The sequence below is a fragment of the Loktanella sp. PT4BL genome (assembly GCF_003201935.1).
Lineage (GTDB): Bacteria > Pseudomonadota > Alphaproteobacteria > Rhodobacterales > Rhodobacteraceae > Yoonia.
Window position 1 is genome coordinate 44,405 of record NZ_QJJL01000007.1, and the last position, 6,400, is coordinate 50,804.

The 6,400-nt window shown below is 52.8% G+C and carries 3 protein-coding genes and 1 pseudogene; 2 read left to right on the plus strand and 2 right to left on the minus strand.

The annotated features are described in order from the left end of the window. Positions 1-9: 9 nt before the first annotated feature. Both C7964_RS16635 and C7964_RS20360 read right to left on the minus strand, forming a co-directional pair. Positions 10-537, minus strand: a complete 528-nt coding sequence (locus tag C7964_RS16635; protein WP_146214886.1) for a hypothetical protein — start codon at positions 535-537, stop codon at positions 10-12. A 248-nt stretch (positions 538-785) separates the two neighbouring features. Then, a pseudogene (locus C7964_RS20360) lies at positions 786-992 on the minus strand (transposase domain-containing protein); the annotation flags it as partial. A gap of 355 nt (positions 993-1,347) precedes the next feature. On the opposite strand from C7964_RS20360, the gene C7964_RS16645 reads away from it, so the two are divergent. Beyond that, positions 1,348-2,701, plus strand: a protein-coding gene (locus C7964_RS16645; RefSeq protein ID WP_110280785.1) for an IS3 family transposase whose coding sequence is annotated in 2 segments (ribosomal slippage) — positions 1,348-1,683 and positions 1,685-2,701 — 1,353 coding nt in all. Because the reading frame shifts where the segments join, the coding sequence is not laid out codon by codon here. Positions 2,702-2,730: 29 nt separating this feature from the next. Beyond that, complete coding sequence (istB, locus tag C7964_RS16650) at positions 2,731-3,429, plus strand: IS21-like element helper ATPase IstB (protein WP_110280786.1); 699 nt, start codon at positions 2,731-2,733, stop codon at positions 3,427-3,429. The last annotated feature ends 2,971 nt before the right edge of the window (positions 3,430-6,400 follow it).

Here is a 6,400-nt window from a genome sequence, read left to right on the forward strand (position 1 = left end):
CGGGCCGCATTATTGAAGTCTTGGTTCTAGATCTGCCAATTTATTCGCTATTATACCGTTGCGGTTTCCCCACCTCTTGTTGTTCAACATTGCAATCGCAACGTAGTCTTCGATATCAAATGACAATTGACAGTGTTCAAGAAAAATGTCTGCTACGGCAAAACGCTCAGTAGTGAAGTCATTAAAATTGTTATCGCTGCAAATGAGCATTATTGGAATTTCTGGATGCTCTTGGCGTAAATTCAACATGCGGCGGAACGTTATTGCTATATCGGCCATGCCGTCTAAATCAATTATAATCAGCGATGGCGATAAATCTTTAGATTTCAGATGATACTGCAGATCAGAAAGACCACCACAAACGTTTACAGGTAAGCCCGCTGCTCTGAACCAACCTATAACATCACCAAGAGGCTCTGAATTCTGTGTGCATATCAAAGGTGGCTGATCGACTTCTATCTTTGGGCTGAACATTTTAGTATATGGCTTTAATTGTTGGAGCGAAATTTCTCTTTCGCCCTTAACAAGTAATCCCATGGTATCGGACCGCCTTCTAAGTTGATTATTGCAATGCGACATAGAGACATCAACGGTTCCCTCTGCGTCGCTAACCAACAGTTTATCCTCAGAATTTCCATGTGATTGATCGAACATTTGCCCTAGCCCTCGCCTACAAAGCCTTTCAAAGGTACCACAAAGTCGGTCAGGGCGCGACAGATGTAGGCTTTATCTTAAGACAAATATGTGTCGCTTCAGATGAAAGTTTGAATTTAGTGGTACGCCGATCACACGGTTTTGGCGCAATTCCAGGGTAGCAGCTGCTCGATTTTGATCGGTTTGTGCCCTTCGGCGACAGCCAGTAATACGCGGGACAGATAGTCATGAACTTCAATGCCGTTGATCTTGCAGGTCTCGATCAGCGATGCGATGCGACCCCAGGCGAGGCCGCTCTCGTCGTGACCCGCAAAGAGCGCGTTCTTGCGGTTCAGGGCCGCTTTGTTGTTTCGTCTTCATTCATTTCGGTGCGTGCTGGTGAGCACGCAAAGGCAGATTGACTGGCTGCCAATCGACTTGCCCGGATTTTGTTTGCTGGGGAATCGACGCCGATCTGGATGCCCGACAAAACGCATGAGTCAATGCGCGACTTAGCTCGCGCGCGAAAGAGTGCTGCTGAGGACCGGCAGCGCAAATGCCAATTTATTTCGGCGTTTAGACGCCCTACCAAGCCGCCACAACGCCCTAATGATATAAGTGAAACGAATTGTCTGACGTCAGCACCTGTGGGACATATCTGAGGATTTGAACAAGGGAGGATTTCTGGTTCATCTTATCGATTAGGAGATCGAGATGACGAAGAAGCCACAAACATCGAAAGAGGCCGCCGAGAAGGTGGTCAAGAACATCCGCCGCAAGACCTGGCAAACCTATTCAGCTGAAGAGAAGATCCGTATTGTATTGGCAGGCCTTCGCGGCGAGGAAAGCATCTCGGTGCTATGCCGCCGGGAGGGTATTGCTGAGAGCCTGTATTATAGCTGGTCTAAGGAGTTCCTCGAAGCTGGCAAGCGCCGGTTATCTGGCGACACGGCGCGGCAGGCCACATCGCCTGAGGTAAAGGATTTGCGTTCTGAGTCCTTGGCCCTGAAAGAGTGCGTCGCTGATCTGACCCTTGAAAACCGTCTGCTCAAAAAAAAAGCATGACAGGGGCTGGGGAGTTCGAGGAATGAGATACCCTGCGTCCAAGAAACTGGAGATCATCCGCACCGTTGAGGGGGCGTATCTGCCGGTTAAGCAGACCCTCGACATGCTGGGCATCCCGCGCACGACATTCTATCGATGGTATGATCTTTATGTCGATGGCGGCCTGGATGGGCTGGCTGACAGATCCCCACGCCCAGGATCGGTCTGGAACCGCATCCCGGATGCCCGCCGTGACGACTTGATTGCGTTTGCGCTGGAACATGAAGCGCTGACCACGCGGGAACTGGCCGTCAAGTACACGGATGAGGTGCGGTATTTTGTCTCTGAATCATCAGCTTACCGTATTCTCAAAGCTGCTGATCTCATCACCGCACCGGATTACGTGGTGATCAAAGCTGCCGATGAGTTCACGGACAAGACCACGGCCATCAACGAGATGTGGCAGACCGACTTCACCTACTTCAAGATCATCGGCTGGGGCTGGTATTATCTCAGCACTATTCTGGATGATTACAGCCGCTACATCATCGGTTGGAAACTCTGCACAAACATGCGGGCCGAGGATGTGACAGACACGATTGAACTGGCCCTGACAGCATCAGGCTGCGACCAGGCGGTTGTGCGGCACAAGCCACGTCTGCTCAGCGACAACGGCTCATGCTACATCTCAGGCGATCTGGCCAAGTGGTTGGAGGATCAGAAAATGACGCATGTCCGCGGTGCGCCATTCCACCCGCAAACCCAAGGCAAAATCGAACGCTGGCACCAGACCATGAAGAACAGGGTTCTGCTGGAGAACTACTACCTACCCGGTGATCTCGAACGCCAGATCGGCGCATTCGTCGACTACTACAATAATCAGCGCTACCACGAGAGCCTGAACAACGTCACACCCGCAGACGTATACTTCGGCCGCGACAAATCCATTCTCAGAGAAAGGGAAAAGATCAAGAAAAACACAATCAAACAACGCCGCTTGCAACATCAAAAACAAGCCGCATAATCAATCACACAAACGAGCCAGAGCCTCCAATGCTCAAGCCCCTCCGATGTCCCATTTTATATGACGACGGACACCACGCTGAATGGCTTGGTCTGCCCATCGACCGTGAGATCGCCAGCCGTGAGACAAAACGGTTCGAGGCCAGGATGCGCTCCGCCAGGCTGCGCCATGTAGGCGCTTGCCTGGAAGATGTTGATTACCGCGCACGCCGCGGCCTCGACAAGGCGCTGCTCCAGAGCCTGCTCACTGGCAGATGGATCACCGACAAGCGCAACCTGATCATCACCGGCCCCTGTGGGGTCGGCAAGACCTGGCTTGGCTGCGCATTGGCGCAAGCGGCCTTTCGTGACTGCGTGACCGTGGTCTACAGACGCATGCCACGCCTCTTCGAAGAGTTGGAACCGGCCCATGGCGACGGGCGCTTCCCTCGCCTGTTCCGCAGCATCACGAAGGCACAGCTCCTGACCCTCGATGACTGGGGGCCGGACCGGCTGATCGCCACGCAGCGCCGCGATCTGATGGAAATCGTCGAAGAGCGCTATGGCCGCGGATCAACCATGATTACCAGCCAATTACCCATCAAGGCCCGGCACGACATCATCGGTGAACCGACCTTCGCGGAGGCCATCTTCGACCGCATCGTTCACAATGCCCACCACATCGAACTTGAAGGCCAGTCCATGCGGAAAACAACCGCCAAAACAGATGACGAAAACCCTCAAACCTGATACCACGAACCCACTGCCTCACGGCAACGCGTCACAGGGTGGCCGGATACCCCGGAATCAGTGGCCGGATGTTGTTGGAATGAGTGGCCGGATGCTCCGGAATGCGCACGTCTCGACATGGCTCCTTCCGGCCTTGTTCATGACCGACAGAATGCCGTAACGGCGCAGTTAATGACTAACCGTGCGCATGTCTCCCCAGAGCTGTCCGGGAATTAGTGAAACTCGCACTTCCTGCTGCTGCCGGGACAAGCGCATGATACGAAAGATGTCGCGCCGCTGATCAGAGACGTTTCTTTTGACGCGCTGTTTGTGGGCAAGGCGTTCGACGTGGACTGGCTGTTACAAGGCCTCGATCAGCGCGATGCAACCGCCGTGATCCCCCCAAAGCCCACCACAAAATCTAGCGCGATTATGACGTGGACGTCTACAAATGGAGGCAACTGGTAGAAAATTACTCCTCAAAGATCAAACAGTTCAGATGGATAGCTACAAAATACGACAAAACCGATACAGCTACGCAGCGTGTTTGAACCTGGTAGCAGTCTTCATGACCTCAAGATGATTGTCCACTGACCCTAATATACTTTGTCGAAACCTGCTGGGGCTGTTGTCTCAACTTCGCGGTACTTGGCCTCGCGTAGTCCTGCAGAGACTTGGATCATGTTTGGATAATTTTCTAATTTTTCCATACTGTTACGCTGAATCATCAATTGACGAAAGATAAGTTCGTAGCGCTTTAGTTGAAAAAGTTAACTTTAGATAGAATGCAGGGCCAAGCCTGAGATGCTATCCCTCTCAGCGTCACAGTGCGACTGAAAGTGACGGTAACAAGAGCAGGAGAAGATGCGTCAAAGCATTGAGAAACAACAAGAAACGAAGCCGACCAGAAACTCTGTCACTGTCATGTTTCATGACAGAAACGAGTTTTTGGGCGTAATAGACTCGTTTCATGTGCGCGGAGGCGCTGCGCCGGCACTGTCAGATGCACTGACGGTGGATGTTCCTGTTGTTTCCCCGGTCCCGTCACTGCCGTCACTTCTGAAGGTGAGCGCTTTTAGAGCGTATTCACGCCATCGAACGCGACGGCGAGCGTCGCCACGCATCGAAAAGTTTTCAGCGGAAGTGCTTCGTATGCGCTCCGCTTGGTTCGTTTTTAGAGCCAACCCCAACTCGCGCAGCCAAGCAGCTGTAGCAATCGCAAACACGACAATGACCGAGCAGCACCGCTGCGCAGCGGTGTAAAGAAGGAAGAACTATCATGGCAAAAGACCTGAACGCCGCGAACCTGGCCCAGATCGTAATGAATGGCGAAGAGATCTTCCTAGGCTTCGAGGGCGCGGAGCGCACAGAGGTTCTCCCGGCTGGCATCGACGGCTCGGTCATAGATGGTGTATTTGTGGCGACTGGTGCTATGGCTTCGGTTGCAAGCCTTGGTCGCGAGGTTAAGCTTCCTAAGGCCAGAAAGGCGCGTGAGGCCTTCTTGAAGAAATGGGCCGATAAGGCAGCTGAGAAGGTGAAGGCTAACAAAGGTCTTTCATCAACCCTGTTGATTCTTCCGCTCGCGGCTTGTGGCGGCGGAAGCGATCCAGCTTTTGAGGTCAGTGTTTCTGGCGATGAACTTTCATTTGCAAACTTAGTTGATGGTTTTATCCGATTTGTTGACTTCACGAGCGGCACTACGGTTATCTTCGGCAGTGGTGAAGGCCCCGCGCGCCAAACTGACGCTGCAGAGCAATTGTTGGACGGGGTGGAGGACAAAACCCTTCTTGTTGCAGCAGGGCAGACTCTAGAAGTCACTGTCGAGCAGCTGCAGAGTTCTAATTTGGAGGGCTTTAGCGTAAAGGGATCGGGTGACGTAGTATTCGTATTGCCCGAGGCTGTGGCGGGTGCTGGTCTTGAGGTTGTTGAAAGCATTCTCGTTGATGTTGAGCTGACTAATGGCTCGTTGAAATTCGACATGCCGATGGATGATAACGATGTGCTGACACTTATTGCCGGGTCTCGCATTGTGCTGAACGGTTCGGGCACACTCGAAATCTCTGACGGCACGGTGGATGCGCGGCTAGCATTTATCGATGCGGACTTGGCGCCTGGTACTGAAAGTAACATCATTTCTAACTCCAAGCTGATTGTGACCGGTGATCAGTTCATCGCGCTTGGGGGCGACGTGGAGGGCTCTGGGTTCATCGAGATCACGGTTGCCGATGAAGCTGAAGCTGCGCGTCTGAAAGATTACCTTGAGAATGCGAACCAGGATGCTCTCTCAGCCGAGGGCCTTAATGTCATTGTTAACGCTCAGGACGAGGAAGCAGCGGAAGTGCTAAATGAGGCTGTAACCAATCTGGCTGCAGCCCCCTCCAATTTTGTTGCTGTGATTGTTGATGGTGTCACTGCCGACAACATTGTGAATTTTGATGAGTCCACCTCTGGTAACATTGCGGTTACGGGTAAAGTGGTGGGTTTTGTGGCAGGGGACGTTGTTTATGTGACCGTAGATTCGGTTACAAGCTCAACGAATGTTGGCGCGGATGGCTCCTTCACAATCGGCATCCAGGGTAAGTCATTTATTGACGACGCCGATCAAAAAATCGTTGTTGCTGTTGAGCGGTCTGGCTCCACTCTAACGACTTTTGAATATGGGTATTCTATCGAAATCGAGAACCCAACGGCGACGGTTGCGATCACGGCAGCATCGCTGAGCGACACGACGAACAACACGACGGTGACGATTACCTTCAGTGAAGTTCCGACCGGATTTGACGCTACGACTGACCTGACGGTTGTGGGCGGCGCGCTGAGCGGTGGTGCCTTTGACGGTACCGGCAAGATCTGGACGGCGACTTACACGGCGACGGATGGCTTTGACGGCACGGGGTCTGTGACGCTGGCGAACGACAGCTACACGGACGCTGCGCTGAACCTCGGCGCGGGTGATGACGATACGGTTGATATCGACCGTGCGAACCCGACA